This window comes from Faecalicatena contorta (genome assembly GCF_001404335.1).
GTDB classification, from domain to species: Bacteria; Bacillota; Clostridia; order Lachnospirales; family Lachnospiraceae; genus Faecalicatena; species Faecalicatena contortus_B.
On the sequence record NZ_CYZU01000008.1, the window covers coordinates 105716 to 131448 of the forward strand.

Genomic DNA, 25733 nt, shown 5'->3' on the forward strand with positions numbered 1-25733 from the left:
CTATCGGTGTAGCGGGATAGGGGGCATTTTCTGTATGTTCTCGGTATCATTTTCGGGCTTTTTCTGCCCTGTAAGCCCCGTTTGGAAGTCGGGGAGTATTGCGGTAAGGGTTCATATCATACCTGTATTTTTGTAGGGTTTCGGTATCATTTCGGGGCGGTCTTTAACGCTCCTGTTCACGCTTTTTCTGCTGGCTCGGTGCGCCCCTTAAAATCTGGTCGATATTGCGTCTGACTGTCTGAAGCTCCTGCGCCCGCTGGCGTTTCTCCCGGTAGTCGTTATATCCGGCGTTCTTCTGGACGGTAAGCTGCTCAATCTCCCTTTGCAGGGCTTTGCTGGCTGGCAGCTTGGTTATTCCATGCTCCCGGAAATAACGGGCGGCTGTGTCCGCTATGATAAAATCGCTTTCGTGCTGTTCCCGGTAGGCTCTCCGGGCTTTCTCCGATTTCTGCGCTTTCAGACCGTCACGGGCGGGCTTCGTGCCGATATAGCCCAAAAGGTTGCGCTGCAATTCCTTTTTCTCCCGGATAGCGGCTTCCAGCCCTTTCAGTCCGGCAAGGCTCTCCTGCGTGGCGGTGTTGGCTGCGGAAATGGCAGCGTCCAGCTCGTCCGGGGAAGAAAAGCCATACTGCTGGTAGAGCATGAGGGTAGCCGACATCTGTTTGAGGTTGTGCATGGTCGCCCACTTCTCATAGCCCCGTCCTTTCCCCTCGGCTCGCTTGGCGGCTATGTCTACCATGCGCTGTACAGCGTCATTGTTCGGGGCGTTTTTCGCTTCTTTTTTCGTCCGTAAGCGGTCTTTGATACTGCCGGGGTATTCCGCTATGGCTGCGGGTTTTTCGGCGGCTCTGGCGGCGTTCTGCTCCAAAACGGAGAGGACAGCAGCCCGGTCAAAATCGTCCCCCAGCTTCCGGGCGGTAATTGGCTTCGTCCTGTCCGGCGTGAGGTAACTTAGCCGCCCCCGGCTCTCCTTGACGGTCACACCATGCCGGAGAAGCAGGGCGGCAAACTCATCAAAGCCGGAAGCAGCGGCAAGGGCTTCCCGGATAGTCCGGCGCAGCTTCGCCTTATCCGTTTCAAACTTGGTCTGCCGGGGCGCGATACCGTCCGCAGCAATAGGGGCGTTGGCTCTGTCAAGGGCAGCCTGTCCTTTCTTCTGCGCCCAATACTCACGCTCGGTAATGCGTTCTTTGCTGCCGTTCAAAAGGTCTATCTGGTAAAGCCCCTCGCTGTGGCACATCTCCATGACTTCGGCTTTCAGATAGTTCATAGCTGCGTCCGTACAGCGGTGCTTGCAGCCTGCTTTCCTGTCCGCTGGCCTGTCCATGTGGGGCAGCATGGGAACCTCCGCAATCCGCAGACTGTTAATGACGATATGCACATGGATATTTTCGGTGTGGCTGTGTCCGTCCGGGTGGGTGCAGACAAGGGCCTGGTGTCCGGGGAAATGCTCGGCGCAGAACTTCTCGCCCAGCTCCTGCGCCCGATCAACGGTCAAGCCGTTGTCCGGGCCGTCCCGTGGGTCAAAGCTGATGATGTAGTGGTGGCTCTTTACGTCCTCCCGTTTCTGGTTCTTGCCGTAGCGGAGATTGGAGCGCATACAGGCAACGGCAAAATCCTCCCCGCCACAATTCAGAGAGGATATGCGGTAGTCTACCCTCGGTATGAGCCGCCCGTCTGCGTCAAGGGTGGGCTTCATGGTAAACTCGTCATGCTCGAATGTGAGGTATTTTTCAGCGTCCCCGTAGTTGGCATTTTTAGAGCTGATATGTTTGAGTATCGCCAACGGCTTCACCTACTTTCTGCAAGACTTCAAACTTCAAGGCGGCAAGGTCGGCGGCGGCTCCCCGCACTTCCTTTTCCAGCCCCCGGTAGGGGCTTCCGTATTCGTTCAGGCTCCGGGCAATCTGGTTTAAGTTGCCGCCGATTTTCCCGTACTCTGCCGTGAGCTTGGAGAGGGCGGCAAGCAGCCCGTCATTGACCGGGGAAACGGTGACAATGGGGCGTATGGTCGCTTTCCGTATGGCTTGCCGGATAAACTCGGACTGGCTGATTTCATAAGCCGCCAGCCGCCCGGTGAAGTCGGCGTATTCTTCATCGGTCATGCGGGTCTTTACCACATGACGGCGGTGGGGCGTATTGTATTTCTTTCGCATGGTCTGTGACCTCCTTTCTCGCCCGACAGGGCGCATAGCAGGGTTTGGGGAAGGCACTCCCCAACAAGATTCCCGCAGGGGCAAAAATAAGCGGAGAGCGAATTTTGGCACCTCGGTAGAATCTTGCTCTGAAAAACTCCGGCGTTCCCCGGCTCCCGTCCTTTCCGCTAACAAAACGTTTCAAAAGGGCTTTGCTACCCGCTATTCCGGCTTATCTTGAAAATTTTCCTTTCACTACCTACAACACCACGCAAAGCAAAATGGACGGAGATTTTTAGAATTTCCCCTCTATTCCCTACAACACCACGCAAGCCGGAATAGGCGGACAATGGCAGTATTTTTTTCTTTGATACCCTCTACGGATAAGTAAGGGATTTTGCCAACTGCGGCGGCTATTTTCCCTTTTGTTTTTTCATACTGGGGATTTTCAAAAATGCCAAACAGGAACGAAAAAAAGCAGCAAATCTGTTGAATAGATTTACTGCTTTCTGGTTGCCGGCGAAGCGGCGGTTATTCAGTTGTAGGCGGTAGGGCTATCTCCCAAAGCGGAACTTGAAAATAGCTGTGAGAAGCGTCTGGGTGATGTAGTCCTCTGTATCTTGGTCTACCCGTCCATTCACACGGGCGGCACATTGTATGCGGCGGCGGTAATACTGCAATACAGTTCCCACCGCTTCCGGCTCCCCGCTGGCGGCTTGGACGATTGTTTCATAGGGGAGAAGCCTATTATTTCTCATATGCCATTCCCTCCATTTCCGCTTGGAGCTGCCGTAGGGCTTTTCGGATATGGTAGCCCGCTGTGCTGCGGCTGCGCCCGTACTGTCTGCCAATTTCGTGCTGTGGAATACGCTTGAAAAAGGACAGGTAAATCATTTCCCGCTCCCGTTCGTCCAGCCGTGACAGGGCTTCCGCAAGTAAACCGCTGCTGAAAATGACCGTATCGCCGCAAAGGGTAAGTATGTATTCCTCGTCCGGCTCCGGGGCTTGGAAATATTCATCTGTCGTGCCTAAAGGGTAGTGCTTTTCGTCTGTGAGGTATTCAAGGGATATTTCTCTTTTGTGCTTCCTGCTCCGTGTCCTCGCTGCGTTGATCGTTGCATTTCGGATATTTAGTTTGTCAGCTTGACAAATAAAGGGTTAAGGAATATAATTAGATTCAGTATTATACAAGGAGTTAATAAATATGCGGCAAGGTATTCTTAAATAAACTGTCAATTTGATAGTGGGAACAAAAAGTAGCAGTCCCGTTTCACTTTTAATATGGGGCTTAGTTTTTTGTACCCAGTTTAAGAATACTTTTATCATGTAATTTTATATGCCCGAAAACATATAAGTGTTTTGGGGCTATTGGAGTTATTTACCCAGTGATAGGAGTATTTATCACTGGGTATTTTTATGCCCTTTTTTGGGTGTTGATAGGAGGAAAATCACATGAAAATAATTAACTTAGGCATTCTGGCTCACGTTGACGCAGGAAAGACAACATTAACGGAAAGTTTATTGTATACCAGTGGTGCAATTGCAGAACTAGGGAGCGTAGATGAAGGCACAACAAGGACAGATACAATGAATTTGGAGCGTCAAAGGGGAATCACTATCCAGACAGCAGTGACATCTTTTCAGTGGGAGGATGTAAAAGTCAACATTATAGATACGCCAGGCCATATGGATTTTTTGGCGGAAGTATACCGTTCTTTATCCGTATTAGACGGAGCAGTATTATTAGTTTCTGCAAAGGATGGCATACAGGCACAGACCCGTATACTGTTTCATGCACTACAGATAATGAAGATTCCGACAATTTTTTTCATCAATAAAATTGACCAAGAGGGGATTGATTTGCCAATGGTATATCGGGAAATGAAAGCAAAGCTTTCTTCGGAAATTATAGTGAAGCAAAAGGTTGGGCAGCATCCCCATATAAATGTAACGGACAATGACGATATGGAACAGTGGGATGCGGTAATTATGGGAAACGATGAACTATTAGAGAAATATATGTCAGGGAAACCGTTTAAAATGTCAGAACTGGAACAGGAAGAAAACAGGAGATTCCAAAACGGAACGTTATTTCCCGTTTATCACGGAAGCGCTAAAAACAATCTGGGGATTCGGCAGCTTATAGAAGTAATTGCCAGTAAATTTTATTCATCAACGCCTGAAGGTCAATCTGAACTATGCGGGCAGGTTTTTAAGATTGAATATTCAGAGAAAAGGCGGCGTTTTGTTTATGTGCGTATATATAGCGGAACATTGCATTTGAGGGATGTTATTAGAATATCTGAAAAAGAGAAAATAAAAATCACAGAGATGTGTGTTCCGACAAACGGTGAATTATATTCATCCGATACAGCCTGCTCTGGTGATATTGTAATTTTACCAAATGATGTTTTGCAGCTAAACAGTATTTTGGGGAACGAAATACTGTTGCCGCAGAGAAAATTTATTGAAAATCCTCTCCCTATGCTCCAAACAACGATTGCAGTAAAGAAATCTGAACAGCGGGAAATATTGCTTGGGGCACTTACAGAAATTTCAGATGGCGACCCTCTTTTAAAATATTATGTGGATACTACAACGCATGAGATTATACTTTCTTTTTTGGGGAATGTGCAGATGGAAGTCATTTGTGCCATCCTTGAGGAAAAATATCATGTGGAGGCAGAAATAAAAGAGCCTACTGTTATATATATGGAAAGACCGCTTAGAAAAGCAGAATATACCATCCACATAGAAGTCCCGCCAAATCCTTTCTGGGCTTCTGTCGGGTTGTCCATAGAGCCGCTCCCTATTGGAAGCGGAGTGCAGTATGAAAGCAGAGTTTCACTTGGATATTTAAATCAATCGTTCCAAAATGCGGTTATGGAGGGGGTTCTTTATGGCTGCGAGCAGGGGCTGTATGGATGGAAAGTGACAGACTGTAAAATCTGTTTTGAATATGGATTGTATTATAGTCCTGTAAGTACCCCCGCAGACTTTCGGCTGCTTTCCCCTATCGTATTGGAGCAGGCTTTAAAAAAAGCAGGGACAGAACTATTAGAGCCATATCTCCACTTTGAAATTTATGCACCGCAGGAATATCTCTCACGGGCGTATCATGATGCTCCAAGGTATTGTGCAGATATTGTAAGTACTCAGATAAAGAATGACGAGGTCATTCTGAAAGGAGAAATCCCTGCTAGATGTATTCAAGAATACAGGAACGATTTAACTTATTTCACAAATGGGCAGGGAGTCTGCTTGACAGAGTTAAAAGGATACCAGCCAGCTATTGGTAAATTTATTTGCCAACCCCGCCGCCCGAATAGCCGTATAGATAAGGTTCGGCATATGTTCCACAAGTTAGCTTAACAGCTTGCAAAAGTCATATAAAATGAGATTTGAAAGGATTAGAGACTAATTATGATGAAATGTAACTTCATGTTTGCTAAAAATTCAAAGGCATATTCTGTCTACCTGCTGTTCCGATTTGTCTGTTCCCTGGCGGTTTCTATGTCCACAGTGCTTTCCATCGTGTACCACCTGGAGGTGGTGCAGCTGGATGTTTTCCAGCTTGTCCTGGTAGGGACGGTTCAGGAGACCTCCTGCTTTCTGTTCGAGATACCCACCGGTGTGGTGGCGGATTTGTATAGCCGTCGGCGCTCGGTGCTGATTGGAATGTTCCTCTACGGCCTGGGCTTTCTGATGGAGGGTGCGCTACCGTGGTTCGCGCCGGTTCTGCTGGCCCAGGTTGTCTGGGGTTGCGGTGATACCTTCATCACCGGCGCTCTGGAGGCGTGGATTGCCTCGGAGGAAGAGGACAAACCCATAGACAAGGTGTTCCTGCGGGGCAGTCAAATGGGGCAAATCGGCGGCGTTCTGGGCGTGGTGCTGGGCACACTGCTGGGAAACATAAACCTGCAAATGCCTCTCATCTTGGGGGGCAGTTTGTGCTTGTTGTTGGGGCTGGTGTTGGGTCGCATCATGCCAGAAACCAACTTCTCCCCTGCTATTGAGGAACGGCAGGGCTTGCTTAAAGACTTTGTCTGCCTGTTCAAGCTCAACCTGGGCTTTGTGAAAGGCGCACCTGTGTTGCTGGCGCTCTTAGCAATCACACTATGCGGGGGACTTGCCAGTGAAGGCTTTGACCGGCTCTCCACCGCTCATTTTCTGGATGACACGGTAATACCCGTTATCGGGCCGCTGAACAGCGTCACTTGGTTCGGTGTTATCAGTCTTATCGGCAGCGGCTTAGGTATTCTGGCTTCTCAGTTGCTCATCGCCCGCATGGAGAAAAAAGGGACTGTCAGCCGAACCAGTGTGGTCATGTCCACCAGCGCCGGGTATATCCTGTGCCTGGTTCTCTTCGCGGTGGGGCGGAGCTTTTGGTTCATGTTGTTGGTGTTCCTGCTGGCGGGGCTTATGCGCACCATCAAGGAGCCTGTGCTGGCCGCCTGGATGAACGACCATGTGGATGAGAAAATGCGCGCCACAGTCTTTTCCACCAGCGGACAGCTGGACTCTTTCGGGCAGATCATCGGCGGGCCTATTGTGGGGCTGGTAGCCCAGCAGGTGTCCATACCCTGGGGGCTGGTCTGTACCGCTTTCCTGCTGTTGCCCGCGCTGTTCTTAGTGCCGGTGGCGGGAAAGAAGCGGGATTGATATGGCATAGTTAAGTTTACTGACGAGCGGGAGATTACTTCCGCTCGTCTTCATTTAGTAGCGCAAAATTTGAGGACTCTTTATTTCCTTATTCGGTATAGCGGAGGCGGCTGTCAATTCGACATAATTTTCTTGTGATACTTTACCGTACATGAGCATTCGCGCCGGGGTTATCGTTGCCGTACCCCTCCATGAGGTTAATGCCGCCCCAAATGCCAAGTCCTGCGCCAAGCGCGATTACCAAAGTCTGCAATACGTCAACTGCGCTGTTGAAAAAATCCATATAAACCTCGCTTTCTGCCGCTAAAACGGCTCAAAAAATGTTGTTGGAAATAAAAATGCCGCCGTTTTTATTCGGCGGCTGCGTCCTCGTCGGACAAATCTATTTCGTATATGTCAAAGGGTTCGTCGGGCTTTACGATTGCCGGACGGGTGGACATATACCGTTCAACGTCAAAAGCGTTTTTCTTGTCGAAGTCGGAAAGGTATTTGTAGTTCGGGTGCTGCGTTATATCGTACTTATCGCTGAAAAAGGGGCGCACGCCGCGCAACTGCAAAATACATTTTCCTCCGTCCATAACTGCGATTTCGTCCTGTGTCATCAACTCCTTTCCCAATTTCTGATAATTGAGGCCATGAGAAACCTGCGTGCCGCGATTTTCGGAAGTGTTGAAACTGTCGATTGTTTCACGTCCCAAGTTCTCCGAAATATCCTTTGCATTTTTCCCGCGCCCTCCCAAAAACAAGGTGCTGTCGGCATTGTCAAGTATGATTTCTGCCGCGTCCTTGTAAATGGCTTTTAGCTGGCTCTGCGATTGCAGAATGATAGAAGCCGAGATTTCCCGGCTGCGGATTGTGGCAATCAATTTTTCAAACTGCGGGATTTGTCCAATGTTTGCAAACTCGTCTAACAGGCAGCGAACATGAACCGGCAGCTTGCCGCCGTATTCGTCGTCGGCCTTGTCGCACAAGAGATTAAATAACTGCGATTGCAGCATAGCGATAACAAAATTAAACGTGCTGTCCGTATCGCTCATAATCAAAAACAAAGCTGTTTTTCTGTCGCCTAACGTGTCAAGTTCTAATTCGTCGTAGGACATAAGATCGCGCAATTCCTTTATATCAAAAGGAGCGAGCCTCGCACCGCAAGAAATGAGGATTGATTTTGCGGTTTTGCCCGAAACAAGTTGTCAAGGACTTTTTAATCAAATTCACAAAAAAGCCACAAAAAAGTGCCAGAAGCACTTTCATGCTCCTGACACTCAGGTGGGTGAGGTTACTTGCGTCTGCTTAACAGTTCATCGCAAAGATACGCATATTCTGGCAACTGGTCGATATAGGGTTTCCAACGCCGTTTGATTTCGGCCAATTCCAGCGGGTCGGCTTCTTCTATCGCGTGGTCGTTGCCTGTCATATACAGAACATCCATCGCAACATCATCCAGGCACTCGTGACAGAGATCGGCGGCAGACTCTATCCTCCTTCCGGTATCAACATAAAGCGGGTTTAGGCCAATCGCCAGCCAGACAAAGCCCACTTTATCAGACCATAGCAGTTCAAAATTAGTGCTTTGTTGAAGATGCTCGGCAAACACCTTTCGTACCCGTTCAATCTCAGTTTTCTCTTTTTCTGTGTACAGCATTTTCATGTCCTCCTTGGCTAAAAGTTTTGGTGTGTACCATCATCAGTTTAACACAAGGCGGCTGGCTTTATCAGCCGGTCACATCTGCTGTATCTCGTTTTTGAGCATACGCTTGATTTTGTCGCTCATGGTTTCGGTGCTGGTATCGCTGAAATGGACGCGCACCTTGTAGGTGGTCTTGCCGATTTTCTTTACCAGCGCGGGGGCGTCCTCCGGCGCTCTGGCCGGAGTGGTGTCTGCGGTCTGCATGGTACGGGTTTCTTCACTCATGGCGCTCCTTTCTCCGGGCGGGGCTGCGCCGTCCGGCAAAAAATTACTCATGCTTACGGTTTACAATGTCTTTCGCCGCCTGCTTGGTAGCTCCGGCGTTTTCCTCCCGGAAGTTCTTCCCGGCAAAGAGGATCGGGGCGCACCGTTCCAGGATACGGTCATAGATGCGGGCGTGGGCCAGGTCGGGCGGGTTCTTGAGTTCAGCCAGCTTCAGGTTGGTGGTGATTATCATGGGCCTGCGGCTGCGGTAGCGGCTGTCAATGACGAAAAACATCTGCTCCATCGCATACTCGGTACTGCGCTCCACACCCAAATCGTCAATGATGAGCAGGTCGTACTCGTCAAAGCTGGCGATAAAGTCGGCCCTGTCCTCGGAGAACATCCCTGTCAGGCGGTTCAGAATGGTGGGAAAGTTCGTCATCAGCACCGGCACATCCCGGTCAAGCAGGGCGTTAGCGATACAACCGGCGAAAAAGGACTTGCCGGTTCCCACATCCCCAAACAGCAGCAGGCCGGTGTTGTTCTTATAAGCCTCCTTCCAGTTCTCCACATAGGCGCGGGCCTTGTCCATCAGGGGATTTTGGCCGTTGTCGTTGGCAAAGGTGTAGTCGTACAGATAGCGGTCTTGCAAGCCCTGGGCCTTCCGGCGTTTGATACGCTCCATGCGGCGCTGCCGTTCCTCGGCGGCCTTGCGCTGTTCCTCGGCCTCCCGCTGGCACTGGCAGATACAGCGGGGCATGAAATAGCCGGGTTTCCCAAAGCATGGCACAACGGTCTGTCTCTGGCCGCCGCACTTCTTACAGTGAATGAGGCCGTCTGCCGGGTCTATGTACTCGTCCCCGGCCAGTTCCACACCGGCGGCTGCCTTGTCGATCAGCGCCCGGATTTCTGCGGTAATCTCAATCATACGGTTTCATCCTCCTTTACGCTGTAATCCCGGTTGCGAGAGGGCGGGGCCGCTTTCCTGGCGTCCTCGCTGGCCCAGCGCCGGATGGTGGCGGCATGGCTCTGATACCGCTTGCCGGTAGAAGCCATGTACTCGGACAGCTTTTCGATGTACTGGCCCCATACCGTGGGAAAGCTGGCCTGCAAGTCTGCCAGTTCCTCGTCCGTCAGAAAAACATTCTGGTAACGGCCATAAGCGCGGGCGCTCTCACTCTCTCTATTCTCTATACTCTTATCTCTAATATCTAATCTCTTATCTCTAATCTCTGGTGGACAAATGTCCCCCCGGCTATATGGTGGACAAATGTCCGCCCCGCCGGATGGGAGCAGTTTTTGACGCTTCAATCGCATACGCTCTTTCTTTTTCCGTTCCCCCTCGGTAGAAGACTGGCCGATCAGCAGTTGGATGTCGGCCATGTAGTAGGCCCCATCGGTCAAAATTTCCACAAGGCCAAATTCAAGGAACACCTTCAAGGCCCTCTCCACCGTCCCCACCTGATGGCGGGTAAAGGTGGCAATGGTCTGGGGCGTGTGGGGCAAATGGTCATTGAGCATGAGGATACCGCCGCTTTTGAGCGACATGAGGTACATTTTCAGCAGCAGATTGGAGTACAGCAGGCCATCCTGCATACTCTCCAATATAACCATCGTTTCGCTGTTGTAAAAGTTTTCTTTCAGCTTGAGATAGTAATATTTTCGATTGTCTGACATGGGTTCCTCCTTGGGGTTCGTTTTGGGCTTCTGTACGCATTTAGAGGGCCGTTTTGGGTGTCAGAGGATAAATCTATCAGGCCCCCAGCGACACCCTCGAAAAAGTCCTTGATTTACAAGGGGTTTTCGGCCCCTAAAGCGTGACATTTAGCCCTCTGTTTCCGCTTGCGCTGGGCGGCCTTGATACGCTTCATGCGTCCGGCACATTCCGGGCAGTATTTGGCCCGGTTGGAGCCGGGGGTGAACAGCGCCCCGCAGACGGCGCACCGTTTGGCGTCCAGGCGGTGGAACAGGGCCGTTTCCAGTTCCTTGTCCAGCGGCAGCACCGCCGCCCGGAACCACCGGCACAACAGGGAGTAGGAAATGGACTGGACGCAGACACATTCCTCCCCATCATCCAGCGCGATACAGTTGCCGCCGTCATAGTTGCAGCACTCATGTACCAGCCGCCGCGCTCTGCGGTATTGGCGGTAGTCCATGACGGGGACGGGTTCAGGCTTGCTTTTCTTCATGCTGGCACTTCCCACACCCGCCGCAGTTGCCGCAGCCCTGGCAGGCATGGGCCTCCGGTTCCGGGCCGGTGGGCGCGTCTGCCGGTTCCGGCTGCAAGAGGGCAAGGGGCAGGCGGATATTCAGGTGGACAGTGACGGGTAAAATAATCTGCTTCATAGGGCAATCTCCTTCCATGAGTGAATGTTGACAGTTCTGTGCAAAGGGGTGTCGTGAAACGCGACGCCCTCGAAAGGGGTCGCCAAAACGCCGTACCCTTTACCGTTCCGGCCCCCGGTCATGGGACTTGTCCTGTTCCTGGCGGGCCAGTTGGTCGGCGGCCTTGCGGAGCCGTTCAACGGCTTTCAGTTCCTCCCGCATGGCCTTCATGTCGATGGTGTCCACCTGCTTCTGGGCAGTCAGCAGGTCAATCTCGCGCTGCCATGCCTTGGGGGTGATTTCCTCGCCGCTGTCTTTCAGTTCCTTCAGATACCGGGCAGCCGCGTCATAGAGGATCAGTTCCCGGCTGTGGCGCTGCTCGAACAGTTCCCGTTTCTCCGGCTTGACCTTGGCAAACTGCTTGCGGATGGGCTTGTACTTGTTGTACTGCGCCCACATCTCTCCGCGCTCGGTGAGTGTGGCAATCCGGCGCTCGGCTTTGACGATCTCTCCCCGCAGGTCATAGTAGCGGGTGTTCATATTGGTAATTTTTTTATGGAGCTGCTGCATGGTCTTGATTCCGTTTGCCTGCAAAAAGCTGAACAGGGCGGCGCTCTCCTGCAAAGCCCGGATTTTGCCGGTGCGGGTGTCGGGCCGCTTGAGCTGCTGCTGGGCCTCCCACAAGTCAATCATGCTGGGCTGCTGGCCCTCCGGCTTCTCCGCCTCGGCCTTAGACCAGTTGTAGAGGCGGGTAATGCGGGCCTTGATTTCCTTGAGCAGCTTGTTGTCGGCGGCGATCTGCCGGTTGACTTCTCCCTTGTCGGTGCGGATGCCGCGCTTCTCCATCTGGCTGGCCGCTGGCCCCAGGTGGACAGAGGGGATTTTATCAATGCCCCGGCGCTTGTAGCTGCGGTGGTCTACCAGGGCGGGCTGACCGGCGGCCTCCAATGCCCGGTTGGTATAAGCCGCCCATGCCGCCCGCCAAATCTCCACATTCCCTTTGTCGTTCCAGTCGGTGGTGTCCTCCCGGTGGTTCTTCCAGCCGCCTTTCCCATCCGGGATACGCTGGCCGTTCTCGTCCAGGTCGTATGCCTTGCGGCACTTCGCGCCCCATGCGCCATTTTCTTTCAGGGGCCGGACGGTCAGCATGATATGAACATGGGGGTTGCCGGTTCCCTTGTCATGGATGGCAAAATCGGCGCACATCCCCTTGTCCACAAAGTTGTCCTTCACATAAGCCCGGACAAGGGCAAGCTGCTGTTCCCTGGACAGTTCGCGGGGCAAAGCCGCCTCAATCTCACGGGCAAGCTGGCTGTCCCTGGCTTTCTCGATCTGCTCGACACTGTTCCAGAGGGTGGAGCGGTCTGCAAACTCTGGCGGGGCGTGGGCGGGCAGCATGATTTCCGCATGGACAACACCGCCCTTCCGGGTGTAATCATGGGTCAGGCCGTCCCATTCATTCGTCAGTTTGGTTCCGCTGCGGTAGGCGGCTGCGGCAACAGCGGAACGGCCCTCGCTGCGCTTGATGATACTGACGGGAATATGACAAAAATCTATGGGTGGCACCTCCTTTCGGCGGGGATATTTCAGGCTCCGTGGAGCCGAACAGACGCGAAGCGGGTGTTTGGCTGCGCGGGGCGCACAAGGGGTTTGGGGAGTGTAGCTCCCCATCGCGGACGAAGTACGCAACAGCCCCCGGCAGGGCGCACGACACCGGCAACGGTGTATAAGTGCGCCCTTGTAAACAAGGGACTTATGGCTTGTCCCCGGATTTCGGCAGTTTCGCGGCCAGTTCCGCCGCCCCTGGAAGATGGGACAGGGCAATCAGGAACGCCTTGACCTCTACGCCGGGAAGGGCGGGGGCCAGAGGGAAAATGCCCTCCAAAATGGCCCCGCGCTCAATCAGGCGGCGGGTGCGGGCCTTGCGTTCCTCATTGCGCTGCTTGTTCTCCAAAATCTTCTGGCGGTTCTCAAGCTGCCGGATTTCCTTCAGGACTTCTTCGCGCTCGTCTTTTTTCTGTTTCGCTTGGGTGGTGCTGTCTTTGTGCATATCGCTTTCTCCTTTGGCGGCTTCATCCAGCCGCGCTTGATATAATATTTCTGTAACTTGATAATAGCGTTGCGAACCGTGACAATGGCTGCTGATGTCGTGAAGCCTTCGGCCTCGGCAATCTCCTTAAACTGCTTGCCCTCCCAAAACCGGGCGTGCAGGCAGCTTGCCTGCCGTGGCGTCAGGGTGGCAAGGGCCTCCCGGAGCCGTTCCATCATCAGGGCATAGGCGGCCTCCTGTTCCCGTTCCGTTTCCTTCTCCATCAGAATATCTTCCGGGGAGATGACCTGTTCCGGAAAATGGTGTTCTATGCCGGGGGATGCGTCCAGAGAATAACAATGGTAGTGCTGCTTGGCGTCATTGGCGTTCTCTGCGCGGCTTTCCTCCACAATGGCGTCTGCAACCTCGTCCGGCACTTCCACAAAAGTGTCTTTCTTGCAAATCGGATAGTAGTATTTTTTCAGGTTGATGGTTTTCATAGGCCGCTTGTCCATTTCCGGCGTATGAAGTACCGGCGCAGCCGCCGGAGCGCCGCATGGATGGACTTTCCAGCCTGGGATGGGGTGATACCCTCCATCGCGGCAATGTCCTTCACTTTCATCCCCAGCATATACCGGGCATGAACGCGGCGGGCCTGCGTTGGGGTCAGAGAGGAAATGGCCTCATAGAGCCGCCGGAGCAGTTCGGCATATTCGGCCTGCGCCTCCTTTTCCATCAGGCAATCCTCCGGCGAAGGCTGCGCCCAGCCGATGGCGGCGTTCTCAATCCCATCATTGCAGTCAAGGGAGTAAAACGCCTTGTAGCGGTACATCTTGCGCTCCCTGGCGGCCTCGGCCCGCTTGTCCAGCAGGAACGCCTCGACAATTTCATCCGACACCTCCACAAAGGTGTCCTCGGTGCAGAACGGATAATACTGTTTGAGGTTGATGGTCTGCATAGGCCCGCCCTCACTCTGCCGGAAAAAGGCCGTCATAGCAGCGGCGCATATTCCGCAAGCCCCGCCGGATGGCAACGCTGACCTTGCTGCTGTCTACGCCCTCCCTCCGGGAGATTTCCGGCTGGCTGATACCGGCGATGTAGTAGGCCCTGACGCGGCGGGCCTGTGTGGGGGTGGCATGGGCCAGGGCCTCCGGCAAGGCAGCCAGCAGCCGCAGATGGGCGGCCCGTTCCTCGCGCTCCAAAAGGATTTCCTCCGGCGATCTGCCGTGTTCCAGCGCATAGTTCTCCGTCCAGCTATATGCGTCCAGAGAGTAGTAGGCGCGGTGGTAGACCTTCCGGCGCTCATAGTTGTTCATCTCGCGCTGGGCCTGCCGCATGACCTCCCAAACCTCATCGCTGACCTCCACAAATTCATCGTGCCGGTAGTGAGGATAAATCCACCGCAGATTGATTGTTTTCATAGGCTTACCTCCTGAAAATGGGAGAGGCGGGCAGCTTGTCCGCTGTCCGCCTCCCGCTGGGATAAGGGAAACAATCCCTTTCACTTGGTAGCCCGAAAAGGGGTCATTCGTTAAGCCTGTTTTCAAAGAAATTTATAAATTTTTTTCTGACTGCCTCCACACTCTGATACACGGCCACTTTGGAGCAGCCGCACACCGTCCCGATCTCCGCAAGGGTCAGCCCGTCCAGGGCATAGAGCAGGAACCGGCGGCGCTGGGCCTCGGTGCAGGTGTCCAGGACGGCCATCAGCTCGTCCAGTGTTTCCATGCGGCAAAGGTATTCCTCCGGCGTTTCGCCGTAGATACCCACGCCCTCGGTGGCAACTATGTATTCGTCAAACTCCCGGCCATCCCAATGTCGCCGCTGCTCATGGGACAGGTTCTCGGCTTTGTGGTCGGCCCGGTCAAGAAATTCATAGACTTCCAGCGTGACCTCCACGGCCACAGCTTGTCCGTTATAATTGATGGTGACTTCCATCGGCCTTTCCTCCGTTCAGATTTTTGCGGGAAAATCTGAACGGGGCGGCGGGGAACGACACCGGGGACAGGGTTCGGGCCATGTTGGCCCGATGTTCCGGCCCCACAGGTATGAAAAAGCGCCCGGACAGCAGAAAGCTATTCGAGCGCAAAAAATACGGTATTCAGTTACATTGTGACAATTTTCGCACTGGCTGCCAGACGGGGCCTGTTCGGTGGCCGGGATTTTTTTGACGATAGTGCAAATATCGTCTGAATTTGTTGGCGGTCAGTGTGCTTCATGGCGGCTCCCTCCTAAAGCCGCCGTTCTTGTTAGTATTAGAACGTCATTCCTATGAGAGAATAGAAACCGGCGGCCTTGAATGTCTTTTAAAACCGCCGCCGGATAAAAATGTAAATTGAGCGCACAAAAGCAGCCTGCCCGGTTACGGTTTTTTTCTTTCCCCGTTTACGGGGCAGGAGCGTTTGTAAGTTATATTTATTCTATTGTTTATTTTTTCTCGATATTGATAATCCGCTGAGTCCAATCCCGGTAAAAGGCCTCCTCGTGCGATACGAGCAATACCGTTCCCGCAAAAGTTGAAAGGGCTGTTTTCAAAGCCTCTTTTGCCTGTACATCTAAATGGTTTGTAGGTTCATCCATAATTAAGAAATTGCAGGGAGTCAGAGTAAGCAGACACATTTTTACCTTTGCCTGCTCTCCACCGCTTAATGTTCCTATGGCCTGCATAGCGTGTTTACTGGAAATCCCACATCGTGCTAAATGTTTGCGGACATCTTTTGTCACCATATTGGGATAAGCATTGGCAACAATTTGAATGGGCGTCAATTCAGGTTCTTGCCACTCTAAATCCTGTTCAAAATATCCGATAGTAACCTGATCGGAAAATTTGAAATGGCCCTGCATAGATGGAATTTCCCCAATCAGGGTTTTTAACAGTGTCGATTTTCCAATCCCATTAAATCCAGTAATAACAACTTTTTGTCCTCCCTTAATGCTAAATTCAATGTTTGATAAAACGGGGTAATGGTAGCCAACTGCCAGATGTTTCACCAACAAGTGTTCTGTATTGGTTAATGGAAGTACGGGAAAATGGAAGTATGGAATAATTTCCTTTTGGTCTAAGGCTTCCATCTTTTCCATCCGGTCAAGCTGCTTTTGTCGTCCCCTCGCCATTTTTGCTTTTCTTCCCGCTATGTTCTTCCGTATAAATTCCTCCGTCTTTTTAATTTCCTTTTGCTGGGCCGCATATTGTCTTACATAATCTTCCCGCAGCAAAGTTTTCTTTCGCAAAAATTCGGAATATGTGCCATAGTATTTTGTGATAGTATCGTTATCAATATCACAAATGCGGTTCGCTATCTTATCCAGAAAGCCATAATCATGAGAAACTACTAAAAAAGCATTTTCCAAAGCAGATAAATATTCTGCCAGCCATGTCACATGGTCTTTATCAAGGAAATTGGTCGGCTCGTCCAGCAACAAAACATCCGGTTTTTCCAGCAGCAACTTCGCTAAAATTACTTTGGCTCGTTGTCCGCCACTCATTTCTGCAATCGAACGGTCAAGGCCAATAGCCAGAAGTCCTAACCCATTGGCGACACGCTCAATGGCTGTATCTATCGAGTAAAAATCGTGGGCTTCAAGCTGCTCCTGATAATAGGCGGCCAGTTCAAGGCTTTTCATATCGCCGTCAGCAGCTTTTTCATAGAGCTCCATTGCCTGTGTTTCCATATCAAATAGCTTTGAGAAAGCAGATTTAAGAAATTCCTTCATCGTTAGGGAATGGTCAATTTCCGCATATTGGTCTAAATAACCAACCGTAGTATTTGGTTGCCAGACGATACGCCCGCTGTCTGGAATGATCTGCTCCGTACAGATTTTGATTAAAGTGCTTTTGCCGGTTCCGTTCTGTCCGACAATACCAATATGTTCCCCCTTGTTGAGTGTAAAGCCTGCATTTTTGTATAGCACATTCTCTCCAAAAGAGTGTGTCAGTCCGTCAATTTCTAATAAGCTCATGTTTATCAACCTTTCCTGTATATTCTGGGCAAAAGAAAAAGGCAGAAAGCAAAGATACATAAGTGTATCTGCCTTCTGCCTCTGGCATAGTAGCTCAAAAACAAAAGGCCATGGACAAAACATTGTCCATAGCCTCATACACATTATAACTGCATGGGAAGCCGCTTTCTAAAAATGGGTATAAAATCCCCTTTGATGGCTTCCCGATGAAATCTAAATGCGTCGTTTATACGCTATACTCTGCACAATGTTTCATCGGTATGGATTGTACAGAGTTGATTTTCTTTTTACGCTGATCGGTCAAATGAAAATTCATAGTCATGCCTTTATCTCCTTTTGAGAGGTACAACTCTCGATTCTAATAATACTATGAGGGGTTCAATTTGTCAATCGTTGCCTCAAGAAGTACAGATAATAAGTAAAAAACTTCTGCTGTTTCATCTATGTCCAAATTAGTTCGCTAAAAATAACTTCCTCCGCCTGCGCTTTCAGCGTGTTCATCAGCCCCACCCAGCGCATGGGGTCACGGGATTTCAGTTCCTCGGTGACGCCCGCCGCCTCCATCATGCGGGGCAGCATGGCGTCCATCCGTTCATGCGCCGCCCAGTCAATCTCCAACAGGTGCGGGTACAGCTTTTCGCTCAAAATCAAGCTGCTGTAAAGGCCGGGCCGGTGTTCCTTCAGGTAGCGTTGCCGCATACGGCCATACTTGCCGATGGGGGCCTCCGGCTGCTCGGAAAGTTTCAGGTCGGGGATGTAGTAATCTCCGCAGCGGGTGTAAGTCAATTTGCTCATGTTCATTCTCCTTTGCACTGTGATGGTTAAACTGCGGCACTGGCCGATACGGTGGCCTTGCGCGGCTCCTGCTTAAGTAACTGGCTGACGGTGGTAAAAATGCCCTTCTCCATGTCCTCGGCCCGGATTGCGGCCTTTGCCGCCTCCATTTTTGCCTTGCGCTTGGCGTTGTAGCGTTCTTCCCATTCCTTCTGCTTGCCGTTTGCCTTGCGGCGTAAGTAGTTCTGGTGCAACCTGTCCTTGCGTTCCTCTTTCTTCCGCAGTTCTTCCTGTTCCTCCGGGGTCAGGGGAACCGGCTGCAAGGCGGGTGGGATATACCGGCCCACAAAGTTGAAGTAGATTTCAACCTCCTGCGTGGTGTCCTGGCTGCCTTTGCGGGCGCGTTCATGGACAAGGATTTTCTCTACAAACTCGTTGAGCATGGTATTTGTCAGCGTGTCGAAATTTTCATACTTGTCAATCAGGGCAATAAACTTCTCCGCAGATTTCCGGCTCTGCTCATAGCCGGTAACGGCCTTTTCCAGTTCCGTGATTTCCGCATTAAGGGCGTCTTGCTCTTTGGCGTATTGTGCGTCCAGGGCCTCATACCGGGCGTCCGGCAGTTTGCCCAGGGCGTTGTCCTCGTAGATTTTGCAAATCAGCTTTTCCAGTTCCCCGGCCCGCTTTTGGGCGGCGGCCAGCCGTTTCCGCTTCTTGGATATGTCGGCGGTCTGTTGGGCGGCCTGCGTTTCCTGGACGGTGCGGATAAACTCAGCCCGGTCATTCTTGGAATACTCCGCGATGGCCCGGAGCATATCGGCAATCAGGGTCAGAACAGCTTTGGCCTTGATACGGTGCTGTGTAGGGCAGAGGGAGCCGATAGGGTACTTACTATACTGGCCGCAAGTGTACTGCGGGACGCGCTTGCCGTTGTATGTGCGGTGAACATACATCTTGCCGCCGCAATCGGCGCAGTACATCAGGCCGGTCAGAGGATGGGCCTCCCCAAAGCCGTCTGGGTAGCGTCTGGCGTTTCCCCGGATACGCTGCACATTGTCAAAGGTTTCCTGGTCGATAATGGCCTCATGGGTGTTCTCGAAAATCGTCCACTCGCTTTCGTCAACATAGTGGCTTTTCTTGTCCTTGAAGTGCTTGCGGGTCTTGAAATTGATGGTGTGGCCCAGGTATTCCCGGCGCTTTAGTATCTGGACAACTGTGGACGATCCCCAGCCGCAGGGGTCTTTTACAGTCTTGGTTTTATTCACGCCTTCCCCATGACGGGCAAGGTGTACCGATGGAAGTTCGATTTTATCAGCTGAGAGTTGCTGTGCAATCTGATAAGGCCCGTAGCCTTCTAATGCCAGCGCAAAAATTCGGCGGACAACATCAGCGGCTTCTTCATCGACAATCCAATTTTCCCGTTTCTCGTCCCACAAGTAGCCGTAGGCCACAAAGCCGGTCAGATGCTTGCCGCTCATGCCTTTGGCTTTGAACACGGAGCGGATTTTCCGGCTGGTGTCGCGGGCATAAAACTCGTTCATAATGTTGCGGAAAGGGGTAAAATCATCATCGCCCTTCAGACTGTCCACACCGTCATTGATGGCGATCAGCCGGACACCGCGCTGCCGCAAAATCTCCATGACCTGGCCGACTTTCAGATAGTCGCGCCCCAGGCGGCTCATATCTTTGATAACAATGGCCTCCACCCGTCCGGCCTCGACTTCCTCCATCATCGCCAGAAAACCAGGACGGTCAAAACGGGTTCCCGATACGCCGTCATCGGTGAAGTGGGTGGGGTTCGGCAGACCATTCCGGCGGGCAAAGTCCTCTAACATCTTTTTCTGGTTCGATATGGAGTTACTCTCGCCCTGTAACTCATCATCGCGGCTCAAACGCTCATACAGAGGGGTGATTTTCTCGTTTCTCATGGCTGTACCTCCTGAAATGAAAATGCTCTAAGTGACTGCTTCACTAACCATGACAAAAACTATGATTAAGAAGTCACTTAGAGCATACATCTCCCGCCGCCAATTTATATTTTCGGTACTGCTTCACCGCGAAATGGTCGGGGTCGCGTTCTTCCAAGTCGGCAAACAGCAAATCGACGGGGCTTTGATATTCCTCGTCGTCCTCGCGGGCTTCGCTGGCGTTGATAAGTTCCAACAGGGTAATAAAGTTCATTTCCTCGGCGGGGGCTTCGTACCAGATGTAGCCCACCAACGCGCAATACAAAAGCCGTTCTGCCTTTACCCAAAAATCCTCCGCGCTTTTTTCTCCCTCACCTTTGGTATTCGCTATCAACGTATTTACCAGCTTCAAAATATCTTTCTCGCTGCGGATATACACAAAGGGGTTGTAGTGCATAGATTTTTTGAAGTTAATCGTATTCAGTACCTTAATGCGGTAGCCCGCCCGTTGCAGCAGCTTCCCGCACTCAATCAAAACCGTACCTTTCGGGTCGGTTAAGACGTAAGAGGAATGAAGCTGCATTAGATTAGGTTTGACAAAAAATCTTGTTTTTCCGCTGCCGCTGCCGCCGATCACGACGACGTTCTTATTTCTCGCGTACTTCGGCTGCTTCGGGCGGCTGTTCATGGTAAGCCGTTCCGTCTGCGTCAAAATGATGTTGTTTTGGAAATCCGGGTCTATGTAGGGCTTTATATCTTCGGCGTTTCCCCATCGGGCAGAGCCGTACTCCGCGCCCTTGCGGTATTTCTTCGCGTTTTTCCCTTTGACATAGACTATCAAGCGGATAATCACCGCACCGACAATGCCGACAAGCAAATCCAACGGGTAAACGCTCGGCAAGGCGTTTTCAAAGGCTGCGGAAAATCCTTGTGTGATATTCAGTATCTTTGCAGAAATATCCGCGCCGGGGGCAAGCCGCACCGCCTGTCCGACTTTATCAAAGAGATAGACAAAGAACACATAGGGGATATTCGGAAGTATCAGCTTTTTGTAGTTGATCTGCTTCATATCTCGCGCCCCCTGTCCATTTTCTTTACCTTGTCGCGGGCGGCGTTAAGCTGCTTCGCCTTGTCCTTTGCAGCGGCAAGGGCTTTGCGGATAGAGGGCTTTTTCTCCCGGTTCAGCTTCTTTGCGGAAAACTCTTGAAACGCTGCGGTCATAACGTCCGCGTCCCGGCCTTTGAAAAACACAAGGTAACGGGTCTGCTCGCCCTTAACCTTTTTTAGCGAAAAATCTATGTTGTATTTCTTCGCCGTACTCTCAAAGGCTTTAATATTGCTGTCGGTGATCTCGATGTTGGAAACACCCGCGTTCTGCTTCATAAGCTGCCGCATGGTCTGTTTCCCATGCGCGGGTTTGCTTTTCTGCTCCAAAAACTTTTGGATTGCTTTCTGTAACGCCTGTTCGGTAAGCCGCGCCGCGCCTTTTCCCACTTTGACGTATAGGGCAATCGTTTTTTGGGTTACTTCCTCCTGCAAGGTATCAACTCCTTTCCCGGTAAAGTGCGGCTATGCTCATTCGCCGCCGTATAAGTCGTGATTGACAAGGGCGGTATAGTAGCTGTCAATGGTACTCGGCGCGTTGAACAGCACCGCTTTTAGATACTGCTTGATGTTGCGCACTTTGGTTGTGTTCTCCCTCATGCAATCCAAAACAAACTCAATATGGCTGCTGTTCAGCTTCAAAAACTTGGATTTCACCAATTCGGCGGGGTAGTCGTCCCCGGCAATACGGATTGTCTTTCGGGCTGTGCAGACGGTTTCCAGCATAAGGTCAACAATCTCGTCCAAACGGTCTTTGTCAATTTTGCAGTTTTGAATGAGATGGTCGTATTCGATATTGTCCTTGATAATCTCCCTGTAAATCTCTACTGCGCTATTGCTTTTCGCTTCCGTTCTTTTCCTTTCCGGCGGCGTAGCCGCTTCGCCATGCGCAAAGGGCAAGGGGTTTAGGGAATGGAAAGGAATGGAATCGGTACTTGATAAATCAGTAATTGATTGTTCTTTACTTAATATATCTTTATTTAATTGCGTTGGATTTTCCAACGTAGGTTTTTCCTGCGTAGGTTTTTCCAACGTTGGATTATCCAATGTTGGATTTTCCAATGTAGGTAAATCCAATATAGGCGGCTGTCCGCCGCTGGTAGCTGCTTCCGGCTCTCGCGGCTGCGGCTGCTCGTATATGACGTAATCTGCGCCCCGCAAGCGTCCCTTTTCGTCGCGCTCCCGGCTGCGCACGATATATCCGGCTTTTTCGAGTTCCTTTACCGCTTCGCGGATTGCGTCGATCTTCTCCCGGTTGATATGGGATAAGCCCGCAAGGGTATAATCCCAATCTTCGGGCAGCGAAAGCATTTGCGACAACAAGCCCTTTGCCTTTAAGGACAATTCCTTGTTTCGCAAGTGGTGGTTGCTCATAACGGTATATCCCGTATTTCGCTCCACTCTGAAAACTGCCATATTTCCTCACTTCCTCTCTTGGTATGCGTGGACAATTAGAAAGCCGTTTTCGGCTGTTTTGGTATTGCAATATGCCCTTTGCCGTTTTCGCGTCTGCAAAGCCGCATGGCACAAGGGCTTTTGCCCGTCTATTTGTCCATGCTGGCGTGCGTTTTCCGCGTCCTTTTGCCGGGGCAATAGGGACACTCTTTGAAAACGCAAAACTCATATTTCCACCCGGGGCGGTAGAAACGGCAAGTGCCGCAATCTTCATCATCTCCGGCACAACCGGATTGATAGCGGTCAAATCCCGGCTTCTGCTGCATGAGCAATTCAAACGCCCGCTGCTTGCCCTTTGTGAAATACATTCCGGCTGCACCTCCTTTCCTGCGGGCATAAAAAAACGGCGTTACTTTCTCCCCCAAAGGGGTTAAGGTAACGCCGTTTGTGTGCGTATTCAGTTTTTAACACATTCCCTGTCTATCCGCTGTCCGCAAAACCATTGATTTTATTAGCTTTTTGCCGCTATCGCTATCACACCTCATTATTTCAAAGACCCGGTTTTCAAGCCATGCTTGCGGACATTGAAGCCGGAAAAGTCGGGACAGTTATCGTAAAGGATATGTCGAGGTTAGGGCGAAACTACCTGCAAGTGGGAATGTACACGGAAATGATTTTCCCACAGAAAGGCGTCCGCTTCATCGCTATCAATGACGGAGTGGACAGCGCACAGGGCGACAATGACTTTGCCCCGCTGCGGAATATCTTTAACGAATGGCTGGTGAGAGATACGAGCAAGAAAATACGGGCGGTAAAACGCTCAAAAGGCATGAGTGGCAAGCCCATCACAAGCAAGCCTGTGTATGGCTACCTCATGGACGAGGACGAAAATTTCATTATTGACGAGGAAGCTGCACCCGTAGTCAAGCAAATATACAACCTCTGTCTTGCCGGGAATGGTCCGACCAAGATAGCCCGTATGCTCACAGAGCAGCAAATCCCCACGCCGGGAACGCTTGAATACCGCAGGACGGGACACACCCACCGTTACCACCCCGGCTATGAGTGCAAGTGGGCGACCAATACTGTTGTGCATATCCTTGAAAACCGGGAATACACGGGCTGTCTGGTAAACTTCAAGACTACCACGCAATCCTACAAGTGCAGCAAAATCATTTACAATGACGAGGATAAGCAGGCAATCTTTGAAAACCACCACGAGCCTATCATAGACACTCAGACATGGGAACGGGTGCAGGAGCTACGCAAGCAGCGTAAACGCCCCAACCGCTATGATGAAGTGGGCTTGTTCTCCGGTATACTGTTCTGTGCAGATTGCGGCAGCGTCATGTATCAGCAGCGATACCAGACGGACAAGCGCAAGCAGGACTGTTATATCTGCGGCAACTACAAGAAACGCACCCATGACTGTACGGCGCACTTTATCCGCACCGACCTCTTGACCGCTGGCGTACTCTCCAATCTGCGGAAAGTGACCAGCTATGCGGCAAAGCATGAAGCCCGGTTTATGAAGCTCTTGATTGAGCAGAACGAGGACGGGGGCAAGCGCAGGAACGCCGCCAAGAAAAAGGAGCTGGAAGCCGCCGAGAAACGCATAGCCGAGTTATCCGCTATCTTCAAGCGGCTGTATGAGGACAGTGTGACCGGGCGCATATCAGACGAGCGTTTCACAGAGCTGTCGGCAGACTATGAAGCAGAACAACGGGAGCTGAAAGAAAGAGCCGTTGCTATCCAAGCGGAGCTTTCCAAAGCACAGGAAGCCACCGTGAACGCAGAAAAGTTTATGAATGTTGTCCGGCGGCATACCAGCTTTGAAGAACTTACCCCCACTCTGCTGCGGGAGTTTGTAGAGAAAATCGTTGTGCATGAGTGCAGCTATGACGAGAACAAGACCCGCAGACAGGACATTGAGATTTATTATTCTTTTGTTGGCAAGGTGGACTTGCCCGAATAACCGCCCGACCTATCCGACACAAGAGCTAAGTGCCGGATAGGAACGGCAAAATTTTTTACACTTCTATTACTTCTTTATCGCACATCAGTAAAGAGCCAGGGGATCAAGCAGCTTGTCGCGGGCGGAGGCGTGGCCCTCATTGGCATGACCCTTGTTCCGCTGCTGTCCGGGCTGCTGGGATAATCGTTTGGTCCATCTGCAAGCAATACGCCGCGCCCTCCTGCTGCTGGGAGGGCGCGGGAAAGGAGGGATACACACATGATTGATGATTTAATCGGGGAATGGATCAAAGGCATCCTGATTGACGGGATCAAGGGAAACCTGTCCGGCCTTTTCAGTACCGTGAATACCAAGGTCGGGGAAATCGCATCGGATGTGGGCAGCACTCCGCAGGACTGGAACGGCGGCATTTTTTCCATGCTGCAAACCCTGTCCGAAACGGTCATTGTCCCCATTGCGGCGGCGATTCTCGCCCTGGTGATGTGCTATGAGCTGATTGAAATGATTGTGGAAAAGAACAACATGCACGACTTTGATACGTCCCTGTTCTTCCGCTGGATGTTTAAGAGCGCATTTGCCATCCTCATTGTGACGAACACATGGAATATCGTCATGGGCGTCTTTGACGCCACCCAGGCCGTCGTGAACCAAAGCGCCGGGGTCATCATCGGGGAAACCAGCATTGACTTTGATACCCTGATTCCGGATCTGGAAACCCGGCTGGAAGCCATGGACATCGGCCCTCTGTTGGGCCTGTGGTTTCAGACCCTGGTTGTTGGGCTGACGATGCACGCGTTATCCATCTGCATTTTCCTTGTCACCTACGGGAGAATGATTGAAATATACGCTGTGACTGCGCTGGGGCCGATTCCCCTTGCTACGCTGGGAAACTCGGAGTGGCGCGGCATGGGCCAGAACTACTTAAAATCCCTGCTGGCACTGGGCTTCCAAGCCTTTTTAATCATGGTGGTGGTGGGGATTTACGCGGTGCTGATTCAGGACATCGGCACGATGGAGGATATTTCCGGCGCGATCTGGGGCTGTATGGGCTATACGGTGCTGCTATGCTATGGCTTGTTCAAAACCGGCAGCTTGTCCAAAGCCGTATTCACAGCCCATTGACGCGACACTATTTGCACAGGAGGAAACAGGCTTATCGAGAAATCACAGAAGAAAACCTATCACATTATTTACGCTGACCCGCCGTGGAGATATGACCAGAAAACGGTACAGGGAGCAGCGGAAAACCACTATCCCACCATGGGAATCGACGCGCTGTGCGCTCTGCCGGTGGAAACCCTGGCCGCCAAGGACTGCCTGATGTTTTTGTGGGCCACGTTCCCTATGCTGCCGGAAGCCCTGCGGCTGATCCAGGCATGGGGCTTCACCTTCAAGACCGTGGCCTTTGTATGGCTGAAACGGAATAAATAAGTGTCTTCGACACTTCAGCTCCCCTGCCCCTCAATCTTGAGGGGTGGGCTTGCTTTTTTCTTCTATCTGATTCATAATTATCTCATGAACATCTTACAAGAGATTTTTAAAGACAATTACGAAATCATTCAATATACCCTTCATC

Annotated in this window: 27 protein-coding genes and 4 pseudogenes; 6 read left to right on the top strand and 25 right to left on the bottom strand. The window is 51.5% G+C overall.

Going from position 1 to position 25733, the window contains the following annotated elements:
- Positions 1 to 163 precede the first annotated feature (163 nt).
- From ARB69_RS06045 to ARB69_RS06060, 4 genes are all read right to left on the bottom strand, one after another.
- Positions 164 to 1786: a relaxase/mobilization nuclease domain-containing protein gene (locus ARB69_RS06045; protein ID WP_002602093.1), complete on the bottom strand. Its 1623-nt coding sequence runs from the start codon at positions 1784 to 1786 to the stop codon at positions 164 to 166.
- Positions 1758 to 2156, bottom strand: a complete 399-nt coding sequence (locus ARB69_RS06050; protein WP_002602094.1) for a plasmid mobilization protein — start codon at positions 2154 to 2156, stop codon at positions 1758 to 1760. The genes ARB69_RS06045 and ARB69_RS06050 overlap by 29 nt, the downstream gene beginning before the upstream one ends.
- Before the next feature lie 533 nt (positions 2157 to 2689).
- A complete protein-coding gene (locus ARB69_RS06055; RefSeq protein WP_002602095.1) occupies positions 2690 to 2893 on the bottom strand; it encodes a helix-turn-helix domain-containing protein in 204 nt (67 codons plus the stop codon).
- Positions 2883 to 3287 (bottom strand): RNA polymerase sigma factor, encoded by a 405-nt coding sequence (locus tag ARB69_RS06060; RefSeq protein WP_055151961.1) that lies wholly within the window; start codon positions 3285 to 3287, stop codon positions 2883 to 2885. Before ARB69_RS06060 ends, ARB69_RS06055 begins: the two co-directional genes overlap by 11 nt.
- Before the next feature lie 300 nt (positions 3288 to 3587).
- Here ARB69_RS06060 and tet(O) point away from each other — a divergent pair, with 300 nt between their 5' ends.
- Entirely contained in the window at positions 3588 to 5507 is a 1920-nt protein-coding gene (gene tet(O), locus ARB69_RS06065; RefSeq protein ID WP_000691758.1) for a tetracycline resistance ribosomal protection protein Tet(O), read from the top strand.
- Positions 5508 to 5576: 69 nt separating this feature from the next.
- Positions 5577 to 6797 carry a tetracycline efflux MFS transporter Tet(40) gene (gene tet(40) / locus ARB69_RS06070; protein WP_055151979.1) on the top strand — a complete coding sequence of 407 codons (1221 nt, stop codon included), beginning with the start codon at positions 5577 to 5579 and terminating at the stop codon, positions 6795 to 6797.
- Between the two features lie 154 nt (positions 6798 to 6951).
- Here tet(40) and ARB69_RS25855 read toward each other — a convergent pair.
- The 21 genes and pseudogenes from ARB69_RS25855 to ARB69_RS06165 form a co-directional block, all read right to left on the bottom strand.
- Positions 6952 to 7080: pseudogene (locus ARB69_RS25855) on the bottom strand (Maff2 family mobile element protein); the annotation flags it as partial.
- Between the two features lie 67 nt (positions 7081 to 7147).
- A pseudogene (locus ARB69_RS06075) lies at positions 7148 to 7984 on the bottom strand (VirD4-like conjugal transfer protein, CD1115 family); the annotation flags it as partial.
- A gap of 89 nt (positions 7985 to 8073) precedes the next feature.
- Positions 8074 to 8439 (bottom strand): hypothetical protein, encoded by a 366-nt coding sequence (locus tag ARB69_RS06080; RefSeq protein WP_002596498.1) that lies wholly within the window; start codon positions 8437 to 8439, stop codon positions 8074 to 8076.
- Between the two features lie 78 nt (positions 8440 to 8517).
- Positions 8518 to 8709, bottom strand: a complete 192-nt coding sequence (locus ARB69_RS06085) for a transposon-encoded TnpW family protein (protein ID WP_038260309.1) — start codon at positions 8707 to 8709, stop codon at positions 8518 to 8520.
- Positions 8710 to 8752: 43 nt separating this feature from the next.
- A complete protein-coding gene (locus ARB69_RS06090; protein WP_002596500.1) occupies positions 8753 to 9616 on the bottom strand; it encodes an ATP-binding protein in 864 nt (287 codons plus the stop codon).
- A complete protein-coding gene (locus ARB69_RS06095) occupies positions 9613 to 10365 on the bottom strand; it encodes a phage replisome organizer N-terminal domain-containing protein (RefSeq protein ID WP_002596501.1) in 753 nt (250 codons plus the stop codon). Before ARB69_RS06095 ends, ARB69_RS06090 begins: the two co-directional genes overlap by 4 nt.
- A 113-nt stretch (positions 10366 to 10478) precedes the next feature.
- Complete coding sequence (locus ARB69_RS06100; RefSeq protein ID WP_002596502.1) at positions 10479 to 10877, bottom strand: cysteine-rich VLP domain-containing protein; 399 nt, start codon at positions 10875 to 10877, stop codon at positions 10479 to 10481.
- The gene (locus ARB69_RS27120) at positions 10858 to 11034 is read right to left on the bottom strand and encodes a hypothetical protein (RefSeq protein WP_002596503.1); all 177 of its coding nucleotides are present in this window, start codon (positions 11032 to 11034) and stop codon (positions 10858 to 10860) included. The genes ARB69_RS06100 and ARB69_RS27120 overlap by 20 nt, the downstream gene beginning before the upstream one ends.
- A gap of 99 nt (positions 11035 to 11133) precedes the next feature.
- A complete protein-coding gene (gene mobQ, locus ARB69_RS06105; RefSeq protein WP_080633474.1) occupies positions 11134 to 12579 on the bottom strand; it encodes a MobQ family relaxase in 1446 nt (481 codons plus the stop codon).
- 187 nt (positions 12580 to 12766) lie between these two features.
- Positions 12767 to 13063, bottom strand: a complete 297-nt coding sequence (locus ARB69_RS06110; protein WP_002596399.1) for a DUF3847 domain-containing protein — start codon at positions 13061 to 13063, stop codon at positions 12767 to 12769.
- Complete coding sequence (locus ARB69_RS06115) at positions 13003 to 13542, bottom strand: RNA polymerase sigma factor (RefSeq protein ID WP_002596398.1); 540 nt, start codon at positions 13540 to 13542, stop codon at positions 13003 to 13005. The genes ARB69_RS06110 and ARB69_RS06115 overlap by 61 nt, the downstream gene beginning before the upstream one ends.
- Positions 13539 to 14000, bottom strand: a complete 462-nt coding sequence (locus ARB69_RS06120; RefSeq protein WP_002596397.1) for an RNA polymerase sigma factor — start codon at positions 13998 to 14000, stop codon at positions 13539 to 13541. The genes ARB69_RS06115 and ARB69_RS06120 overlap by 4 nt, the downstream gene beginning before the upstream one ends.
- A gap of 10 nt (positions 14001 to 14010) precedes the next feature.
- Complete coding sequence (locus ARB69_RS06125; RefSeq protein ID WP_002596396.1) at positions 14011 to 14463, bottom strand: hypothetical protein; 453 nt, start codon at positions 14461 to 14463, stop codon at positions 14011 to 14013.
- A gap of 103 nt (positions 14464 to 14566) precedes the next feature.
- The gene (locus ARB69_RS06130; protein ID WP_002596395.1) at positions 14567 to 14980 is read right to left on the bottom strand and encodes an RNA polymerase sigma factor; all 414 of its coding nucleotides are present in this window, start codon (positions 14978 to 14980) and stop codon (positions 14567 to 14569) included.
- A gap of 489 nt (positions 14981 to 15469) precedes the next feature.
- A complete protein-coding gene (locus ARB69_RS06135) occupies positions 15470 to 17002 on the bottom strand; it encodes an ABC-F family ATP-binding cassette domain-containing protein (protein ID WP_038259816.1) in 1533 nt (510 codons plus the stop codon).
- A 441-nt stretch (positions 17003 to 17443) separates the two neighbouring features.
- Positions 17444 to 17797, bottom strand: a complete 354-nt coding sequence (locus ARB69_RS06140) for a TnpV protein (protein ID WP_002596393.1) — start codon at positions 17795 to 17797, stop codon at positions 17444 to 17446.
- 26 nt (positions 17798 to 17823) lie between these two features.
- On the bottom strand, positions 17824 to 19704 hold the full coding sequence (locus ARB69_RS06145) for a recombinase family protein (protein WP_002596392.1): 1881 nt from the start codon (positions 19702 to 19704) through the stop codon (positions 17824 to 17826).
- A 91-nt stretch (positions 19705 to 19795) separates the two neighbouring features.
- Positions 19796 to 20752: pseudogene (locus ARB69_RS06150) on the bottom strand (type IV secretory system conjugative DNA transfer family protein); the annotation flags it as partial.
- A complete protein-coding gene (locus ARB69_RS06155; RefSeq protein WP_002604484.1) occupies positions 20749 to 21222 on the bottom strand; it encodes a PcfB family protein in 474 nt (157 codons plus the stop codon). The pseudogene ARB69_RS06150 and the gene ARB69_RS06155, both read right to left, overlap by 4 nt.
- 36 nt (positions 21223 to 21258) lie before the next feature.
- Positions 21259 to 22203, bottom strand: a complete 945-nt coding sequence (locus tag ARB69_RS06160; protein ID WP_002604485.1) for a DUF6017 domain-containing protein — start codon at positions 22201 to 22203, stop codon at positions 21259 to 21261.
- A 128-nt stretch (positions 22204 to 22331) separates the two neighbouring features.
- On the bottom strand, positions 22332 to 22550 hold the full coding sequence (locus tag ARB69_RS06165) for a hypothetical protein (RefSeq protein ID WP_002604486.1): 219 nt from the start codon (positions 22548 to 22550) through the stop codon (positions 22332 to 22334).
- Between the two features lie 119 nt (positions 22551 to 22669).
- Here ARB69_RS06165 and ARB69_RS06170 point away from each other — a divergent pair, with 119 nt between their 5' ends.
- The 4 genes and pseudogenes from ARB69_RS06170 to ARB69_RS25875 form a co-directional block, all read left to right on the top strand.
- Complete coding sequence (locus tag ARB69_RS06170; RefSeq protein ID WP_083487033.1) at positions 22670 to 24157, top strand: recombinase family protein; 1488 nt, start codon at positions 22670 to 22672, stop codon at positions 24155 to 24157.
- 36 nt (positions 24158 to 24193) lie between these two features.
- Positions 24194 to 24340: a Maff2 family mobile element protein gene (locus ARB69_RS28435; protein WP_083487034.1), complete on the top strand. Its 147-nt coding sequence runs from the start codon at positions 24194 to 24196 to the stop codon at positions 24338 to 24340.
- A gap of 75 nt (positions 24341 to 24415) precedes the next feature.
- On the top strand, positions 24416 to 25279 hold the full coding sequence (locus ARB69_RS06175) for a VirB6/TrbL-like conjugal transfer protein, CD1112 family (RefSeq protein WP_002566672.1): 864 nt from the start codon (positions 24416 to 24418) through the stop codon (positions 25277 to 25279).
- A gap of 33 nt (positions 25280 to 25312) precedes the next feature.
- Positions 25313 to 25585: pseudogene (locus ARB69_RS25875) on the top strand (MT-A70 family methyltransferase); the annotation flags it as partial.
- Positions 25586 to 25733 lie beyond the last annotated feature (148 nt).